This is a genomic window from Micromonospora craterilacus (genome assembly GCF_003236315.1).
Taxonomy (GTDB): domain Bacteria; phylum Actinomycetota; class Actinomycetes; order Mycobacteriales; family Micromonosporaceae; genus Micromonospora; species Micromonospora craterilacus.
In genome coordinates this window covers 1-17,097 of sequence record NZ_POTY01000158.1, presented here as the reverse complement: position 1 = coordinate 17,097, position 17,097 = coordinate 1, and the positions used below count along the sequence as shown (strand labels likewise).

Annotated in this window: 10 protein-coding genes and 2 pseudogenes; 5 read left to right on the top strand and 7 right to left on the bottom strand. The window is 71.6% G+C overall.

Annotated features, from left to right (window positions below; all coding sequences use genetic code 11):
• Both C1I95_RS22500 and C1I95_RS22495 read right to left on the bottom strand, forming a co-directional pair.
• Window positions 1-1,257, bottom strand: a 1,257-nt coding sequence (locus C1I95_RS22500; RefSeq protein WP_325048853.1) for an acyl-CoA dehydrogenase family protein, incomplete at its 3' end; no start/stop codon positions are given.
• A gap of 25 nt (window positions 1,258-1,282) precedes the next feature.
• Window positions 1,283-2,923, bottom strand: a complete 1,641-nt coding sequence (locus C1I95_RS22495; protein ID WP_111216348.1) for a fatty acyl-AMP ligase — start codon at window positions 2,921-2,923, stop codon at window positions 1,283-1,285.
• A gap of 109 nt (window positions 2,924-3,032) precedes the next feature.
• Here C1I95_RS22495 and C1I95_RS22490 point away from each other — a divergent pair.
• Window positions 3,033-8,567 (top strand): annotated as a pseudogene (locus C1I95_RS22490) (SDR family NAD(P)-dependent oxidoreductase); the annotation flags it as partial.
• 55 nt (window positions 8,568-8,622) lie between these two features.
• Here the strand turns inward: C1I95_RS22490 and C1I95_RS22485 are convergent.
• From C1I95_RS22485 to C1I95_RS22475, 3 genes are read right to left on the bottom strand one after another with little or no spacing between them, the layout of a single operon-like run.
• Entirely contained in the window at window positions 8,623-9,096 is a 474-nt protein-coding gene (locus C1I95_RS22485; RefSeq protein WP_111216344.1) for a type II toxin-antitoxin system RatA family toxin, read from the bottom strand.
• A 26-nt stretch (window positions 9,097-9,122) separates the two neighbouring features.
• On the bottom strand, window positions 9,123-10,148 hold the full coding sequence (locus C1I95_RS22480; RefSeq protein WP_111216342.1) for an SDR family oxidoreductase: 1,026 nt from the start codon (window positions 10,146-10,148) through the stop codon (window positions 9,123-9,125).
• Window positions 10,145-11,383: an aspartate aminotransferase family protein gene (locus C1I95_RS22475; protein WP_233513814.1), complete on the bottom strand. Its 1,239-nt coding sequence runs from the start codon at window positions 11,381-11,383 to the stop codon at window positions 10,145-10,147. Before C1I95_RS22475 ends, C1I95_RS22480 begins: the two co-directional genes overlap by 4 nt.
• Between C1I95_RS22475 and C1I95_RS22470 the strand changes: the two genes are divergently transcribed.
• The 4 genes from C1I95_RS22470 (at window position 11,348) to C1I95_RS22450 (ending at window position 15,300) form a co-directional block, all read left to right on the top strand.
• A complete protein-coding gene (locus C1I95_RS22470; RefSeq protein ID WP_233513813.1) occupies window positions 11,348-12,364 on the top strand; it encodes an enoyl-CoA hydratase-related protein in 1,017 nt (338 codons plus the stop codon). The two genes, C1I95_RS22475 and C1I95_RS22470, sit on opposite strands and share 36 nt — an antisense overlap.
• A gap of 16 nt (window positions 12,365-12,380) precedes the next feature.
• Window positions 12,381-12,842 carry an SRPBCC family protein gene (locus tag C1I95_RS22465; RefSeq protein WP_111216337.1) on the top strand — a complete coding sequence of 154 codons (462 nt, stop codon included), beginning with the start codon at window positions 12,381-12,383 and terminating at the stop codon, window positions 12,840-12,842.
• Window positions 12,843-13,613: 771 nt separating this feature from the next.
• Window positions 13,614-14,369: a DUF3050 domain-containing protein gene (locus tag C1I95_RS22455; RefSeq protein ID WP_111216335.1), complete on the top strand. Its 756-nt coding sequence runs from the start codon at window positions 13,614-13,616 to the stop codon at window positions 14,367-14,369.
• Between the two features lie 187 nt (window positions 14,370-14,556).
• Window positions 14,557-15,300: an SDR family NAD(P)-dependent oxidoreductase gene (locus tag C1I95_RS22450; protein ID WP_111216333.1), complete on the top strand. Its 744-nt coding sequence runs from the start codon at window positions 14,557-14,559 to the stop codon at window positions 15,298-15,300.
• A 64-nt stretch (window positions 15,301-15,364) separates the two neighbouring features.
• Here the strand turns inward: C1I95_RS22450 and C1I95_RS22445 are convergent, their stop codons facing one another.
• Entirely contained in the window at window positions 15,365-15,562 is a 198-nt protein-coding gene (locus C1I95_RS22445; protein WP_111216331.1) for a hypothetical protein, read from the bottom strand.
• Window positions 15,563-15,825: 263 nt separating this feature from the next.
• Window positions 15,826-16,782, bottom strand: a pseudogene (locus C1I95_RS22440) (transposase); the annotation flags it as partial.
• Window positions 16,783-17,097: the final 315 nt, after the last annotated feature.

Below are 17,097 nucleotides of genomic sequence, written 5' to 3'. Positions count from 1 at the left end.
GACCGGGGTTGACTCGTCGGGTGCCGATTCGGCCCGCACCGGCCCGTCGGAAACGGGCACAGACCGTGCCGGGGCGGTCGGCGGCGTGGGGGTCGCGGTCGGGGCGGTCGGCCGCGTGTCGGACATGATGAACGGACCCGACCCCGCTACGTAGTCGACCAGCGACGCCGCGACGCTACCGCGCGACGGCGGATGGAACGCGACGCATTGGCAGGCCGCGATCAGGTACGCCACGTCAGGGGAACCGATGAAGGACATCCCGCCGAGCAGTTCGACGGCCCGGTGGGCGGCGTCGGTGAGCGCGTCCTGGGCGCCGTAACGCCCCATCAGTACCCGGGCCAGTGCGTCGCTGTCCGTCTCGCCCGCCGACAGCGCGCGGGCCGCTCCCTCGATCAGTTGGGTCGCGGTCTCCAGCCTGGTGGCGAGCGCGGCCCGGTCGGTCGCCTCGCCGCGCCCGGCGGTCAGCGCGCGTTCGACGAGCGTGCTGGCCATGCCGAGGTAGGCGGCGGTGATCAGCAGCTCGAACCAGATGAATCCGACGGTCTGCAGATCGTCGAGGATCCCGTCCGGACCGTTCTCGGTCGGGATGACCAGTTCTTCCTCGATGAAGACGTCGGTCAGCCGGACCTCGTCGCTCTCCGCCCCGGCCAGCACGCTGCTGCCCCAGAACGGATGCCGGGTGATGCCGCGCAGCGTCGCCGGCATCAACAGGAAGGCCGTCTGCTGCCCGCCATCGGTGGCCGGCACCGCGACGCTGGCGGTGAGCAGGTCCATCGAGTGGCTCAGGCTGCACGGCTTCTTGGAGCCGTTGATCCGGTAGCCGCCCTCGACCGGGGTGGCGGTCATGGTGGGTGCGAGGATGCCCTGTGCTGGGCGGCCCTCGGCGAATCCGGAGGAGACCAGCAGGTTGCGGCTGGTGATCGCCTCGAGCAGCGCCCACTCCATACCGGAGTTCTTGATGCTTTCGGCGAAGGTGAACAGCGTCGCCACCGAGAAGTGGTGCATGGTGGTGGCAACCGCGAGCGACGGCGCGAGCGAGCCGATCGCCCGGTTGACCCGGACAGCGTCCAGCGGGGTGGCGCCCAGCCCGCCGTAGTCCTTGGGGATCACCAGACCGGGTCCGCCCGCGTTGCGGAAGACCGGCAGGGTGGCGCCGCCTGGTGCCTCGCGCCGGTCGAATGGCAACTCGGTCAGCCCGTCGATCAGGCCCGGCAGGTACGACTCACACAGGGCCCGGGCCTGATCGAGTGAACGCATCGAAGTTCTCCCTCGGCTGGGTGGGTCAGGGGACGAGGCTGCGGGCCGCTGTCCGGCGCAGCTTGCCGGACGGGGTCTTCGGCAGCGAGCCAGGGGGCAGCACCACGACGGTGGCCGGCCGGGCGTCGATCTCGGCAACGATCCGATTGGTGATGGCGTCGCGCAGGTTCCGCTCGGCCTCGGCGTTGCCGGCCAGGCGGGACTCGACCACCACCGCGAACGATTCCCGGTCCACGCCGTCGCCGGCCAGCATCCGGACCGCCGCGACGTTGCCGTCGCGCACGCCGTCGACAGCGGCGGCGGCCCGCTCGATGTCGGTCGGGTAGATGTTGCGGCCGGCCATGATGATGACTTCCTTGGCGCGGCCGCAGACGACGAGTTGGCCGTCGACGCGGTAGCCCTCGTCGCCAATCTCGAGCCAGCCGTCCTCGTCGCGGGCGGCGACCGGCCCCTGCTCGGTGAGGTAGCCGGTGGTGACTGACTCGCCGCGCAGTTGCAGCCGGCCGACCTCCCGGTCGCCGAGTTCGGCGCCGGACTCGTCGATCACGCGGACGGTGACGGTGGGGAAAGCGCGGCCGAGCAACGGCAGCCGGCGTACGGCGCCGACGTGTCCGCCGCCGACCGGCACTGCCCGCCGGTTCTTTTCCAGTTCCAGTGCGTCGACGGTGTCGAGAACCATCGGGTCGCCGAGCGGTGAGAGCGAGATGACCAGGGCGCTTTCGGCCGCGCCGTAGCAGCAGTTGGTGACCGTCGGGCGCAGCCCGAATCGTGCGCCTGCGGTGGTCAGGGCTTGCACCGAGGCGGGATCGATCGGCTCGGCGCCGTTGAACGCGATTCGCATCCGGGACAGGTCCAGGGATCCGGCCTCGGTCCGGGCGAGCTGGCGTGCCAGGATCGCGTACGCGAAGTTGGGCGCGGCGGTGATCGTGCCGCCGTACTCGGTCATCAGTTCGGCCCAGAGGAGCGGGCGGCGCAGGAACTCCAGCGGAGTGATGCTGACCAGTTCGAAGCCGGAGACCATCGGCACCACCAGGCAGCCGACCATGCCCATGTCGTGGAAGAGCGGCAGCCAGGTGACCATCACGTCGTCGTCGCCGCACTCGATGTGCGCGATCGTGTCGGAGACGTTGGCGTGCAGGTTGCCGTGGCTGATCTGGACCGCCTTCGGCTCGGCGGTCGAGCCACTGGTCAGCTGCAGCAGCGCGATGTCGCTTTCGGCGGCCGGCACGATCTCGAACTCTCGGTCGATGTCCAGGTCGGAGATCATCCGGTAGGCGATCCCCCGCTCTTGCAGGATGGCGGCCATCGCCTCGAAGGGCGCACCGAGGAGCACTAGCCGCGCGTCGATCATGCGCAGTACGCGCACCGTGTCCTCGACCCAGACGGCGAGTTCCGTCCGTGACGTCGGCTGGTGCAACATGGTGACGCTGCCACCGGCCAGCCAGGTGGCCTGCACGACACGGGCGACGTCCACCGGCTCGCCGGCGAGGATCGCGATCGCCTGCCGACCCGATAGTCCACTTTCGACAAGTGCGGCCGCGGTGCGCCGCGCAGCGGTGTGCACCTGTCCCCAGATACGTCGCGAGGGTGTCGTTGGCGCCCCGGTGACCATGCCTCGCCGCGATCGCGCGGCGGCGTCCACTATCGACTCAACGAAACGGCTCACGGCGACCCATTCGCAATCATGACGACAGCCTAGGCAGTAACATGCCGGAAACCAACGGTGACGATCTCCCCGGAAGGCGGCAGTCGTGGACCGCGAGACGCAGCAGTGGTTGGACGTCGTCCGCGCCGAGACGGCGGCGGTGCTCGGCCGCGCCCGCGATGAGGTGCCCCCGGATGGCGCGTTCGCCGAACTCGGTTTCGACTCGCTGAGCGCGTTGGAACTCGCCGAACGCCTCGCCGACGCCAGCGGCCTGGAGTTGCCGGGCACGCTGGCCTTCGACTATCCCAATCCGGCCGCCCTGGCCGGATATCTGGCCGCGCGGGCAGATTCGCCCGCCCCCGGCTCGACGCAGACCGGTGCCGCTGCTGGCTCTCCCGCCGGTCCCGACCCGTCGGCCGACCCGATCGCCATTGTGGCCATGGCGTGCCGCTTTCCTGGCGGCGTGTCCACTCCCGATGACTTCTGGGCCAATCTCGTCGAGGGGCACGACGGGGTCGGCGCGTTCCCGATCGACCGCGGCTGGGATCCGGACGTGTTCGACCCGGACCCGGAGCATCCCGGCACCACTTACACCAGGCACGGCGGCTTCCTCTACGGCGCTGGTGACTTCGACGCCGGATTCTTCGGGCTCTCCCCACGCGAGGCGCTGGCCGCCGACCCGCAACAGCGGCTGATGCTGGAGACCACCTGGGAGGCACTGGAGCGGGCCGGGATCGACCCGCACCGGCTGCGCGGCAGCCGCACCGGAGTCTTCACCGGCGTCATCGGTGCCGACTACGCGCCCCGGCTCGGTGCCATCCCGCCCGACGTCGGCGGCTTCCTGCTGACCGGCAACGCGTCGAGCATCGTCTCCGGCCGGGTGTCGTACACGCTGGGCCTGGAGGGCCCTTCACTGTCGATCGACACCGCCTGCTCGTCGTCGCTGGTCGCGCTTCACTTGGCCGCCCGTTCACTGCGCGCGGGCGAGTGCACGATCGCCCTGGCCGGCGGGGTGAGCGTGATCGGCACGCCGCTGGTCTTCACCGAGTTCAGCCGCCAACGTGGGCTCGCTCCAGACGGCCGGTGCAAGCCGTTCGCGGCGGCGGCCGACGGGACCGGCTGGTCCGAGGGGGCCGGCGTGCTCGTCCTGGAGCGGCTCTCCGACGCCCGCCGGCACGGCCGGCCGGTGCTGGCCATCCTGCGCGGCAGCGCGGTGAACTCCGACGGGGCGTCGAACGGACTCACCGCGCCGAACGGGCCGTCCCAGCAGCGGCTGATCGCCGACGCGCTCGCCGACGCCGGGCTGCAACCGGCCGATGTGGACGTCGTCGAGGCACACGGCACCGGGACCCGGCTCGGCGACCCGATCGAGGCCCGGGCCCTGATCGACGCGTACGGCCCGGGCCGGCGACGGCCGCTGTGGCTCGGCTCGGTCAAGTCGAACATCGGACACACCCAGGCCGCCGCCGGGGTCGCCGGAGTCATCAAGATGGTGCTCGCGCTGCGGCACGACCGGCTGCCCCGCACTCTGCACGTGGACGAGCCGACCCCGTTCGTGGACTGGTCCGCCGGCCCGTTACGGCTGCTCACCGACGCCCAGCCCTGGCCGGCCGGGGCCGTGCCGCGACGCGCCGCCGTGTCGTCGTTCGGGATCAGCGGCACCAACGCGCACGTCATCGTCGAGGAGGCGCCGCCGGTGCCCTCCCCCGCCCCGGCGCGGCCCGGCCCGGCGCCGCTGGTGCTCTCGGCGCGCACTGCGGCGGCGCTGCGCGAGGTGGCCCGCCAGCTGGACGGCCACCTGCGTGACCGGCCCGAGCAGCCGCTGCACGAGGTGGCCGTGGCGGCCGCCGCCCGCACCGTGTTCGCGCACCGGGCCGTCGTGCTCGATTCCGCTGGCCTCACCGACCTGGCGGCCGGCCGGCCACACCCGGCGGTCGTCGCCGGCACCGCCGCCGAGGGCAAGCTCGCCGTTGTTTTCCCGGGTCAGGGCGCACAGCGGCCGGGCATGGGTCGCGAACTCGCCGCCGCCGACCCGGAGTTCGCCGCCGACCTGGCCGAGGTCTGCGCCGCCTTCGACCCGTACCTCGACCGTCCGCTGCGGACGGTCATCGACGACGAGCCGGCCCTGCTCGACCAAACCGGCTACACCCAGCCCGCGCTCTTTGCCGTCGAGGTCGCCCTCTACCGCCGGTTGCGGCGCGGCGGGGTACGCCCGGACTACGTGCTCGGCCATTCGATCGGTGAGCTGACCGCCGCCCACGTGGCGGGCGTCGTCTCGCTCGCCGACGCGGCCCGGCTCGTCGCCGGCCGGGCCCGGCTGATGCAGGCGCTGCCGGCTGGCGGGGCGATGGCCGCTATCCAGGCCGCCCCGAATGAAGTCGAGCCGCTGCTCGCCGACTCGGAGGGCCGGACCGGAATCGCCGCGATCAACGGGCCATGCGCCGTCGTCGTCGCCGGGCCGGTGTCCGAGGTCGACCGGATCGTGGAGGTGTTCGCCGGGCAGGGCCGCGCGACAACGCGGCTGCGGGTCAGCCACGCGTTCCACTCTGCGCTCATGGAGCCGATGTTGGCCGAGTACGGCGAGCTGGCCGCCGGCATCGACTACGGTCCGCCGCAACTGCCCGTCGTCGGCAACGAGATCGCCCGGCCGGTGGACGAGTTCACCGCCGAGCACTGGACCCGGCACGTCCGGCAGCCGGTGCGCTTCGGTCAGAGTGTGCGTTGGCTCGCCGCACAGGGCGTGACCCGGTTTCTGGAGGTCGGGCCCGGTGGCACGCTGTCGGCGATGGTGCTGGACTCGGCCGGCGGCGCACCGGCCCCGGACACCGCGACCGGCCCGGCCGCCGTACCGCTGCTGCGCGCCGGTCGCGCCGAGCCGGAGTCGTTCACGCAGGCGCTGGCCCGGATGTTCGCGCTCGGTGTCACCGTCGACTGGTCCGCCGTCGTCGGCCCGGGACCGCGCGGCGAGCTGCCCACCTATCCGTTCCAGCGCCAACGGTACTGGCTCACCCCGCCGACCCGGCCGATGCTCGGCGAGCCCGTCGATCTGCCTGCCGCCGCCGGGCTGCTGTTCTCCGGGGAGCTGTCGCTGCTCGCCCAGCCGTGGCTCGCCGACCACCGGATCCGCGGCGTGGTCGTCGTACCCGGCGCCCTGCTCGCCGAGTTGGCGGCCGCCGCCGGTGACCGGGCCGGCTGCCCCGAGGTCGCGGAGTTGTTGCTGCATGAGCCGCTGACGCTGCCCGACGCCGGGGCGGTGCAGACCCGGGTCGTCGTCGCCGAGCCCGGCGCCGACGGCACCCGTCAGCTGGCCGTTCACGCCCGGCTTGCCGACGGCACCTGGACCCGGTACGCCACCGGCACCGTCGCCCCGATCCGCGACAGCGATGCCACCCGGTTGCGGATCTGGCCGCCGCCTGGTGCCGGCGAGTTGCCCACCACCGACTGCTACGCCGACCTGGGCGCGGCCGGCTACGACTATGGGCCGGTCTTCCAGGGTCTTGGCCGTGCCTGGCAGCGCGGTGTCGAGACGTTCGCCGAGGTCACACTGCCACCCGAGGCTGCCGGCACGGCCGACCGTTTCCTGCTGCACCCGGCCCTGCTCGACGCGGCGCTGCACGCCCTCGGGTTGCGCGCCGATGCCGGCGACGAGTTGGCGCTGCCCTTTTCCTGGACCGGGCTACAGGTGCACAGCCGGGGTGCCGCCGCGGTTCGCGCCCGGTTGACCCGCACCGCCGACGGCATCGAGGTGATGCTCGCCGACCCGAGCGGCGTGCCGGTCGCCTCGATCCGCCAGCTCGCCCTGCGGCCGGTCGACCCCGCCCAGCTGGCCACCCGCCCGGCGTCCGGAGTCCACGAACTGTGCTGGGTGCCGGCCGGCGCGGAAAAAGCCGCGGTACCGGCCGCAGGCGACGCCGCGATCAGGTGGCTCGAGGAACTGCCGGCGGACGCCGCGGTGCCCGATGTGGTCTTCGCCGCGTTGCCGCCGGGCGGCGACGAGCCGGCCGGGGCGGTCGTCGCCGCCCTCGAGCTGGCGCAGCGCTGGCTGGCCGATCAGCGGTTCGCCGCCGCCCGGCTGGCGGTGGTGACCCGGGGCGCCACGGGTGGACCGCCGGCCGACCTCGGCCACGCGGCGGCGTGCGGGCTGCTCCGCACGGTGCAGTCGGAGAATCCGGGCCGGCTGACGCTGATCGACGTGGCCGGCGACAAGGCCGTCCCGCCGGCGGTGCTCGCCGCGGCCGCCGCCAGCGACGAGCCGCAGGTTGCGCTCGTGGGCGGCGACGTGCTGGTGCCCCGCCTGCGGGAGGGTGGCACCGCTGCCACCCCGGCCGCGGCCTGGAACCCGGACGGCACCGTGCTGATCACCGGCGCCACCGGCGCCCTCGGCCGGCTTGTCGCCCGGCATCTGCTGGCGCGCGGGCGGGCCCGACATCTGCTCCTGGCCTCCCGGCGCGGACCCGACGCCCCGGGAGCCGCCGACCTGGCCGCCGAGCTGGACGCGTTGGGCGCCGCCTCGGTGCGCGTCGTCGCCTGCGACGTCGCGGATCCGGCGGCGGTCGCCGCGCTGCTCGCCGGTGTTCCGGCGGAGCATCCGCTCACCGCCGTGCTGCACCTGGCGGGCGTACTCGACGACGGTGTGGTGGCCGCGCAGACCCCGCAGCGGGTCGCGGCCGTGCTGCGCCCCAAGGCCAGCGGCGCGTGGCACCTGCATGAGCAGACCCGTGGCCTCGACCTCGCCGGGTTCGTGCTCTTCTCCTCCGCCGCCGGCCTGTTCGGCGCGCCGGGCCAGGCCGGCTACGCGGCCGCCAACGCCTACCTCGACGCGCTGGCCGCCCTGCGGCGCACGAAGGGCCTGCCGGCGCAGTCGCTGGCCTGGGGGCTGTGGGAACTGTCCGAGGGGATGGCCGACCAGGTCGGCGTCGCCGGGCTGCGCCGGATGCGCCGCGCCGGTCTCGCGCAGCTGTCCGCGCAGGCCGGCCTGGCCCTACTGGACCGGGCGCTGGCGGCGAACGCGCCGCTGCCGGTCCTCGCCGAGCTGGACCTGACCCTGCTGCGTGGGCAGGACCGCCGGGGGCTGCCGAGCCTGCTGCGCGGCCTGCTGCCGGCGGACCCCGCCGGCGCGGCCCCACTCCCGGCGGAACTGGGCGTGCCGGGCGGTGTGGGGGTCGGCGGTGTCGCGGCAGCGCCAGGCGGGCTGGACCTGGCCCGAACGCTGCCCGGACTCGATCCGGCCGAACAGGATCGGGTGCTGCGCGAGCTGGTGCTCAGCGAGGTCGCGCTGGTGTTGGGGCACCAGTCGAGCGCCGACCTCGATCCGGCGCGGAGCCTACCCGAGCTCGGCTTCGACTCGCTGACGGCGGTCGAGCTGCGCAACCGGCTGGCCGCCGTGACCGGGCTCACCCTGCCGGCGACCCTGGTCTTCGACCACCCTGGCGTGCACGAGCTGGTCGCCTATGTGCGCGGCGAACTGGTGCCGGAGCGGGCCGCGTCCGCGCTCGGGGTGCTCGAAGACCTGGGCCGTCTGGAGTCCGACCTGTCACACCTGGCGATGGACGGGGTGGCCCGCAAGCGGGTGGCCGAGGCCCTCGGCCGGCTCATGTCCTTCGTGGACTCCAGTGGTGACAAGATCGACGCGTCGAGGGACGACTTTTACGACCTGATCGACTGACCGCTGCCCACACCGGCGTGGCCGGCCTGGACACCGCACGGGCCGGCTCGGGAGCCTAGGCGGCTACCGGTGCCGCCTCGATCGCATCGATCTCGATGTCCGAGCCGAACAGCCCGCGCAGAATGTCCCCGACCGCGTCCCGCAGCGCCGCGCACGCCACCGGGTCGATCAGGCTCGCCAGCGAGGCGATGCCGAGATCGAACCGGCTGGCGAACTCCACCCGGACCGCGTCGCCCTCCTCGACCACCAGCCAGGAGCCGGTGAAGACCGAGAAGTCGCCCTTGGTCTGCGCGAAGTCGATCCGCCGCGCCAAAGGGTCGATGTCGTCGCGCTCGGTCCAGACCAGGATGCCCTTGCGGAAGTTGACCTCCCACGCCGACTCGACCTGGGTCGGGGTGAGTTGGGTGACCGCGACCGTCCGCACGGCATCGGTGAACTCCGGGTACGCGCCGAAGTCGGCGAGCCGGTCGAACGTCCGTTGGGCGTCGGCGCCGGGTAGCAGCGCGTGCACGACGACCGAACACTCCATCGTGACTCCTCAGCTCGCGTGGGTGATCATTTTTTCAGGCTGCGGATCAGCTGGCGGATCGAGCATCGCCAGGCGTCCTCGACCTGGGTGGGCGTCAGGGCTGCCGGGCCGCCGGGCAGCGCGCCGAAGGAGGTCGGCAGCAGCTCCGGGATGATGACCAGCCCGCAGACCGCCACCACCGCGTCCAGCCGGGCCAGGTCCTCCGCCGGCAGCACGTCCGCGAACGCGGGCCGGACCAGACGGTCCACGATCGACGGGTCGGCGACTCGGGCGGCCGGGACGTCGAGCCCGCACTCGCGGCCGGTCTCGGTGACCAGCTCGAGGTAGCGCTCGACCGGCACTCCGGCCGGACCGGCCGTCAACCAGAATTCGCCGGCGCGCAGGTTCGCGTCGAGCACCGCGCGGATGCCCTTGGCGACCAGGTCCTGCGGGACCAGATCGAAGTAGGTGCCCGGGTGCGCCGGGATGAACGGCAGCCGGCCGGTCAGCAGGTATTCGGCCAGCATGTGCACGGCCTGGTTCTGCCGGATCACCCCGGTCGCCGAGTCGCCGATGACGATCGCCGGCCGGACGATCACGTGGTCGAGGCCGCTGTCGCGGACCATCTCCTCGCCGAGGTACTTCGACGCCACGTATTCGTCGGTGCGTGCCGACGCCTTTTCGGTGCCCCGCCGGTCGCCGCCGCCGGCCTTGCCGTGCCGCGCCACGTAGGCGGTGCTCACCTGCATCAGCAGGGCGTCCGCCTCGGCGGCGAACTCGATCACCCGGCCCAGGCCCTCGATGTTGAGCCGGTCGACCTCCGCCTGGTCGGCGGAGAAGTTCACGATCGCCGCCGAGTTGATCACGACGTCGACCTCGGCGCAGAGTTCCCGGTAAGCGCGCCGGTCCAGCCCGAGCGATGGGGCGTGCAGGTCGAGCCGGACCGCCCGGTCCGAGCCGGCCGGCAGCCGCCGGAACACCCCCGCGATCACGTCGTAGTCGGCCAGTTCCGGCAGCACCGCGGTGCCGACGACGCCGCTGGCGCCGGTGACCAGCACCGTACGGCCGGTCATCCGGTGGCGCCCGGGGCCGGGAAGCGCGCGGCGAGCGCGGCACAGGCGCGGTCGATGGAGGCGATCAGCCGCGCCTCGTCGGCCGTGGTCATCGTGGCCGGCGGGGTCAGGCGCAGCACCGGATGGGCGTTCATCGAATGGTTGACCACCACGTCGTTGTCGAGCAGGTCCATCAGGAACTCGGCGGCGTGCTGCCCGTTGCGGAACTCCACGCCGACCAACAGCCCTGCGCCGCGCACCTCGGCAACCAGGTGTCCGATCGCCCGTACCGCGCTGGTCAGCGCCGTGAGCAGCCGGTCGCCCAGCCCTGCGGCCCGGTCGACCAGCCCCTCGTCGCGGATCACCTCGACGGTCGCCCTGACCGCCGCCATCGCCAACGGGTTGGCAGAGAACGTCGACGTGTGCAAGTAGGGGTCCTTGTCGAATGGGGCGAACACGTCGGCGGTCGCCAGCGTCGCCGCGACCGGCACCAGCCCGCCGCTGAGCGCTTTGCCGACCAAAAGCAGATCCGGCCGTACGCCGTCGCGGTCCGCGCCCCACCAGGTGCCGAGCCGACCCATCCCGGTCATCACTTCGTCGAGGACCAGCAGGGCGCCACGGTCGTGGCAGAGCGCTGCGACCGCGCCGAGATAGCCCGGCTCGGGAATGACCACACCGCCCTCGCTCTGTACCGGCTCCACGACCACGCAGGTGTCGCCGTCGACGACTTCGGCTAGGCCGGCCAGGTCGCCGAACCGGACGTGTCGGACCTCCGGCAACAGTGGACGGAACGGATCCTGGTAGAGCGCGCGGGCGGTCAGCGACAGCGCCCCGATCGTCTTGCCGTGGTAGCCACTGTGCATCGAGACCAGCCGGTGCCGTCCGTTCGCCCGGGCGATCTTGATCGCGGTCTCCACCGCCTCGGCGCCCGAGTTCGAGAAGTGCACTTTGGTCAGCCCGGATGGTGCCACCGAGGTCAGCGCCGCGGCGGCCCGGGCCGCCGGCTCGTTGAGCAGCACCCGGGTGGACAGTGCCTGCCGTTCCAGTTGGTCGCGCACGGCGGCGAGCACCCGGGGGTGGCCAGCGCCGACGAAGAAGACTCCGTAGCCGCCGCAGTTCAACAGCTCACGGCCGTCGGCAGTGTGCACGACGGAACCGGTGGCACCGACCTCCAACGGAGTGTTGAGCATCGCGGCCACACGGCCCTGCCCCTCGCCCAGGTGTCGGCGGTAGAGCTCGAGGACATCGGGGGCCACGGCGGAAGTCTGCCCGAACGATCTACGGCCGGCAAGGCGGCGGCGGTGAAAGAAGCGTGTTGCCCGGCCGTCCCGGACCAAGGATTGCCGCTCGTGCATGGCCGCTCTATCGTTTCCGACGTGGATGCCTATAGCGAGATCACATACACGGTCGCGGACCGGATCGCGACGATTTCGCTGAATAGGCCCGATACCCGTAACGGCTACACCGTCCAGATGGCCGACGAACTGGCGCTTGCCTTCGACCGGGCGGATGACGACGACGAGGTTCGCGTGGTCGTCTTCACTGGCGCGGGTGAACACTTCTGCGCCGGCCTCGACTTGTCCATATCGGAGTTCGACACGCCGGCCGACGGCGACGCCGGCGAATGGGACGAGCCCGCCGGTCGCTGTTCGATGCGCATCTACGCGATGAACAAGCCGGTCATCGCCGCCATCCGGGGTGCGGCCGTCGGCGCCGGTGCAACCATCATCCTGCCCGCCGACTACCGGCTCGCCGCCACCGACGCCCGATTCGGGTACGTCTTCAGCAGGCGCGGCATCTACGCGGAGGGCGCCTCCGCCTGGTTCCTGCCCCGGCTGGTCGGGATGGGGCGCGCCCTCGACTGGATGATCAGCGGGCGAGCCTTCGACGCCGCCGAGGCGCTCGATGCCGGCCTCGTCCACAGTGTCCACGAGCCAGAGCAGCTGCTCGACAAGGCATACCAGCTCGCCCGTGCCATCGTCGCCACGACCGCGCCGGTATCCGTCGCGATCATCCGGCAGCTGCTCTACCGGATGAGCGCCCTGGACTCGCCGTACCCGGTGCAGCGCCTAGACTCCCGGCTCGCCGCCGACAGCCTAGACAGCCCGGATGCCCGGGAGGGCTTCGACTCCTTCCGACAGCGTCGTGAGCCCGTGTTCCCGGGCCGGGTCAGCAAAGACCTGCCCGGCTACCTTCCCTGGGGAAACGCGCCGAGGGCTCGCCGCGACAGCCAATGACGCCTACGGTAACGGAATGACCGACGAACTCGCGGAGCGGATCGCCGTCGCGACGCCGGCCGAGACCGCCTACGCCGCTGTCGCAGACCTGCGCCGGATGACCCGGTGGAGCCCCGAGTGCTTCGCGATCTGGGTGACCGCCCGGGACGACGACCGCCCCAGCCGCTTCGTCGGCTGGAACCGGCGCGGCCCGTTCCTCTGGTTTACCACCGCACGGGTCGTCGTCGCGGAACCCGGCCGCGAGTTCGCCTTCGACGTCTCCGCCTTCGGCCAGCCGGTCGCGCGGTGGGGCTACCGATTCACGCCTGCTCGCGAAGGGTGCGAGGTGACCGAATACTGGCACGACCGGCGCAACCGGGCGGCCATGGTGCTCGGCAGGATCTTCACGGGCAAGGTGGCGTCGGCTCGGCCGGCGGCCAACCGTGACGGCATGCGGCAGACGCTGGCCCGACTCAAGAACGACCTCGAGCGCCACTGACCGGCGTCCCTTCTGACACCCGCTCACTGAGGCTGAATGAGCCGTCCGGAACTCGGCAGGGCGCCTGGCCACGCGGCGATTAAGCACGGCGTGTAGTGGTCCGATATGGAGCGAGACCACAGTGGACCGACGGTTGTCCAGGTCTGCCGTTCACCACGAGCTCGTTGTGCCGGTTCTTCGGAATAAGGGGCAACCAGACGATGCCGACGAATCGATGTCTTTTGTGGACGGAGCTTCTGACGGCGGCTTCCCCTTCGTTGCCTCCATATCCGCCCAGCCGGTAGCCTCGTGCCTGGCGCAGCCCTTGGTATCCATGGGAAGGGGCACCATCATGTGGCCGGCGGTTCATTCCCGCGACGCGGACAGGTCTTGACCGGCACGGTAGCCGCGGTGGCCTCGCGTCACACGCTACCGGGCTCGCTTCGATGGACCGAGGCGCCGACGCCAGGTGATGCCCGAGCACTGGTGGAGTTCCCCGCGCTCGGTCCGCTGGAGACGGTGGTCGCCGGTCGGCTGGCCACCTTGGGCCCGCCCAAGCAGCGCACACTGATTGCACCCACGAGGACCAGCCGCTGGACCCGGATCGCTCGCGCGCGGCCGTCGTCGATTCTCCGCAGCTGGCCGACCCGATCCAGATCCCCCAGGCCGGGCTGCCCCGGACCGGCACCTTGAAGGTACGACGCATCGAGCTGACCCACCGGATCCTAGGAGCGGGCGGGCGCGCCGCGTGAACCAACTCGAACGGAACGATGAGATGACCGGGAGGACAAGTTGACCGCCAACGCTGAGTTCGACGCGGTACGTGCCAAGCTCGTCGATCACCCCCTGTACGCACAGATCACCACCGAGGACCGGCTGCGCATCTTCATGAAGCACCACGTGTTCGCCGTGTGGGACTTCTTCACCCTGCTCAAGCGCTTGCAGACGGAGGTCACCACGGTCACGCTGCCGTGGCAGCCGCGAGGGCACGCCGAGCACGGTCGGTTCATCATGGAGATCGTCCTGGCTGAGGAGACCGACGAGGACATCGGCGGCGGCTACATCAGCCACTTCGAGCTGTACCGGCGCGCGATGGCCGAGATCGGCGCGGACACCGAGCCGATCGACGCGTTCCTCGCCGCGCTGGACAGCGGAGTCGGTCCCATGACGGCGCTCAAGGACGAGCGGATTCCATCCAGCGTCCGCGAGTTCGTCGGCCACACCCTCGATGTGGCCCTGAACGGCGCACCGCACGAGGTGGCGTCCTCGTTCTGCCACGGCCGCGAGAACCTGCTGCCGGACGTGTTCTCCGAGGTCCGCGCCAACGTGGACGATGTGCTCGCGAACGCGCCGGTGTTCCGGCACTACCTGGATCGCCACATCGCCCTGGACCACGACGAGCACGGCCCGCTCGCGCTGCGCCTTCTCGCCGCCCTGTGCGACGGCGATCCGCGGCGCGAGGCCGAGGCGGACGCGGTGAGCGTCGAAGCGATCAAGGCACGCACCGGGCTGTGGGATGGCGTACTGGCGGAGTTCGACGCCGCCTAGTTGTTCTGTCCACGGACGTTGGTGACACGGATGGTTTCTCGAATGGGTGAGGACCTCCGGGCGAGGCGGAGCTTGTCGAAGGTTCCACACCCGCTTCGGAGGTTCTCGGCCAGACGCCGACGAGTCGTGCGGGACGGGTGGGCGACCCGGATGACGTATGTCCTGAGTCGACTGTCAGGATTGCGACATGACGGTCAGACTTGCCAACAGGGTTGCCCTGGTCACGGGCGGGAGCCGAGGTATCGGCGCCGCCGTCGCGCGCCGGCTCGCCGAGGACGGCATCCACGTCGCGTTCACCTACCGTACCGCGGAGGACAACGCGAAGTCCGTGGTGGCCGACATCGAGGCGTGCGGCCGCACCGGCCTGTCGATCAGAGCGGACAGCGCCGACGCGGCGGCGGTGGTCGGTGCCGTCGAGCAGACCGTCGCCAAACTGGGGCGGCTGGACATCCTGGTCAACAACGCCGGGGTGTTCGCGGGTGGGCCGATCGAGTCGGTCAGCCTCGACGACCTCGACCGCGCCGTCGCAGTCAACGTACGCGGGGTATTCCTCGCCACCCAGGCGGCGGTGCGCCACATGGGCGAGGGCGGGCGGATCGTCAACATCGGCAGCAGCTTCGCCAGCCGGGTCCCGGCGCCCGGGGTGAGCGCCTACGCGATGACGAAGAGCGCTGTCAACGGTTTGACCCGGGCGCTCGCTCGTGAACTCGGGCCGCGCGGGATCACCGTCAACCTGATCCTGCCCGGCTCGACGGACACCAACATGAACCCGGCGGACAGCGCGAGCGCGGACGCGCAGCGGTCGCACATCGCGCTCGGCCGGTACGCGGCACCGGCCGACGTGGCAGCGACGGTCAGTCACCTGGTGGGCGATGGCGGACAACACATCAGCGGCGCATCGATTGCCATCGACGGTGGCGCAACGGCCTGAACGGATCCGAGGGGCAGGCAGCCCCGCCGCAGCGCCGCCGGCGGGCTCGGCCATCACGCCACCGTCAGGTACCCGGGCCGGTGCCGGCATCACGCCGAGCGCGCGCATCGTCCGGGTCATCCCCGCGTTCTTCGAGTACGTTCACGAGGGTCGAGGCGGTGAGGGCCACGGGCCGATCATCGTCGTGGACCAGTTGGCGCAGCGTTTGCAGCGCAATGGTCCCTGGCATCTCGGCGAGGTCGCTGCCGACGAGTGTCGGCACGGCTCCCGTCTCGCCCCGCGCACCCAGTGCGAGAGCGGCGTGTTTGCGGACCGTCGGGTCCGTGCCCTCGAACGCGTCGGTGAGCCGCCGTCGCCTCGTCGCCGGGTAGCTCGGCGAGCGTCCGGACCGCGCGGCGCCAGACCTGTGCCACGACAAGCCCTGGTCTCACCCCTCCACCGGGGGACCTCGCTGCCTATCGATCACCGACACGCCGAACGTCGAGTCAGACGATCTTCACTTCCAGAACACGGCCTATCCTGATCTTAACCCGTGCGGCGGGGACGGGGATTGACGGACTTCGCCTTCCTTGCAGCTGCTGTCTTGGCGTTCGTGGTGGTCGCGGTGCGGACGTCGTGGCGTGGGGTGGTTGTTGCGGCGGCCGGGCGGCCGCCCTGGTCCTGGCCGGGAGGGTTTGGGTGCACTGGCCGGGCAAGCGGCCTTAAACGCTGTGGTGATGCGGGTTGCTCCCAGGTGCGGCGTACGTCGGCGGCCAGTGCGCGGGCCAGACGCAACTGGGTGTAGGCGGTGAGGATCATCCAGGTCCATCGGTCGGCTGCCTGCGGGGTGCGGATCTTGGGGCAGGTCCAGCCGAGGGTCTGTTTGAACAGGCGGAACGTGTGTTCAATGTCGAAGCGGCGCAGGAACGTCTGCCAGAGCCGGTCGACATCAGCGCTGGTGGCGCCGACGCCGGACCACCAAAGCCAGACCGGCTTCGGGGTAGCGCCGCTGGGTAGATGGTCGACCTCCAAACGGATGACGGTTCCCTCGATGACCGGTAGCACCTTCGCCGAGTCGATCCAGGCGGATCGGTGGGTCAACCGGGGGTGTAGCCGGTCCCAGGCTCGGGCCAACGCAGTGCCGTAGAGACGGGTGTCGGCGACGGTGGCGGCATCGGGCTCACCCCAGGTGGCGGGATCGCCGAAGACGAACTCGTCGCCGTGCCTGCGCGGTCGGCCGACCGTCCCGGGCTGCCGGGCCGGCACTGCCCGGCGTAGTACCCGGTCTGAGCGCATCCGCGCGAGAACCTGTACAGGCAGGTCACGCAGGAGAAACGCCAGTCGGGGTGCGTCGTAGCCGGCGTCGGCCACGACCAGGATCTCCAGGCCGCCGGGCTGCCACTGCCCGGCCGCGATCAGCCGGCCCATGATGTCTCGCAGCTGCCCAGCGGTGACCGTGGCCGCATCATCACCAGGAGCCAGCCGAACCGCGTCCAACGCCGCGAGGGCGGTGCGCAACCGACCGATGTCCAGCCGGCCGCAGGCTCGCCGGACAGGCCGCGGGCCGTCAGGCTGCGCAGGAACGCCAACCAGCCGGCGCCGCTGCCGCGCTGCGGATCGTCAAAGAGCGGCACGCACAGAAAACACCAGCTGGAAGATCCAGCTACACCCTGATCGTGCGCGGCCCCTAGTACGGCAGCCGCCGTTTGAGATGTCGCTGGTGGGGCCTGGTAGGCGAGGTGCGGCCACCGCGTGATCGTCTGTCTGCTGTGGACATAACTTCAGATGTGGCGGTGGCCGCGTGCCACAGCGTAAACC

Excerpts from the sequence above, each read along its gene's own strand:
- C1I95_RS22485 (WP_111216344.1), bottom strand. The coding sequence starts at position 9,096 with ATGGAGTGTTCGGTCGTCGTGCACGCGCTGCTACCCGGCGCCGACGCC.
- C1I95_RS22480 (WP_111216342.1), bottom strand. The coding sequence starts at position 10,148 with ATGACCGGCCGTACGGTGCTGGTCACCGGCGCCAGCGGCGTCGTCGGC.
- C1I95_RS22465 (WP_111216337.1), top strand. The coding sequence starts at position 12,381 with ATGACCGACGAACTCGCGGAGCGGATCGCCGTCGCGACGCCGGCCGAG.
- C1I95_RS22450 (WP_111216333.1), top strand. The coding sequence starts at position 14,557 with ATGACGGTCAGACTTGCCAACAGGGTTGCCCTGGTCACGGGCGGGAGC.